Consider the following 954-nt stretch of genomic DNA (forward strand, 5'->3'; position numbering starts at 1 on the left):
CAACAGGGCAATCCCCACGCAGAGGCTGATCACCCCCAGCAAAAACACCTCTTTGCTCTCCTGCTGAGCCAAAAGCCGCAAGAAGGCCGGAACGAGCCAAATGCCACTCACCACTGCCCCCAGCCCCACCAGGCCAATTTCCGCTACCGACTTGACCAGGGATCCCGCCAGCTCCGGCAGGGGAGAGTCCAAAGCCGGCAACACCGCCAACATCAGCCCCACCGCCAAATCTTGCACAATCAGGATCCCCAGCATGGCCTGGGCTTGGGGAGTGCCCATTTGGTTGGTCTCAGTGAGACTTTTCAGCACCACGGCAGTCGAGGACAAGGAGAGCACGGCCCCCAAAAAGATCCCTTGCACCGGCGTCAACCAGCCGCTGACCACCGCCAGCACCGCCGTGATCAAAATCGTCAGGCCAATTTGCAAAATGCCGCCGCCAACGGCGATCCCCCGCACTTTGCGCAATTCTTTCAGGGAAAACTCCACCCCCAAGGTGAACAGCAAAAAGGTCACCCCAAACTGGGCCAAGGTTTCCACCTGAACCAACTCTTTGATCCACCCCAACCCGGTTGGCCCCACCAAGATCCCGGCCAGTAAGTAGCCGAGCAACACCGGCTGCCTCAGCAGCGAAGCCAAGAATCCACCTGCTGCCGCTGCCGCCAATACCGTCACAATGTCCAAAATCAGACGAAAGTCTTCCTGCACAGGGCACTCACCGAGGAATGTGAACTTTTGTAGCCAATCCTGAGGATTCTTCCACGATAATGCTTCCTCTGGCATCTCGGACAGAGTGGAGAACCTGGCCCCAAGCCCTGCACCTTACTTCCCCCAGGGATCCCGGCTGACTAGTCCCGATTAGAGGAAGCTGGCCAGAAACTCAGTGGAAATTTTTGTTAAAAGTTGCTGACAACACCCCAAAACCGTAGCTTATAATACAGAATGTAGATAGAAATC

Annotated in this window: 1 protein-coding gene; it reads right to left on the reverse strand. The window is 56.4% G+C overall.

What is annotated here, in order from left to right; genetic code table 11:
* On the reverse strand, positions 1-705 hold a 705-nt coding region (locus NW837_RS10205), incomplete at its 3' end, for a cation:proton antiporter (RefSeq protein ID WP_414331229.1).
* Positions 706-954: the final 249 nt, after the last annotated feature.

It is taken from the genome of Synechococcus sp. R6-10 (genome assembly GCF_047461815.1).
Classification (GTDB): Bacteria; Cyanobacteriota; Cyanobacteriia; order Thermostichales; family Thermostichaceae; genus Thermostichus.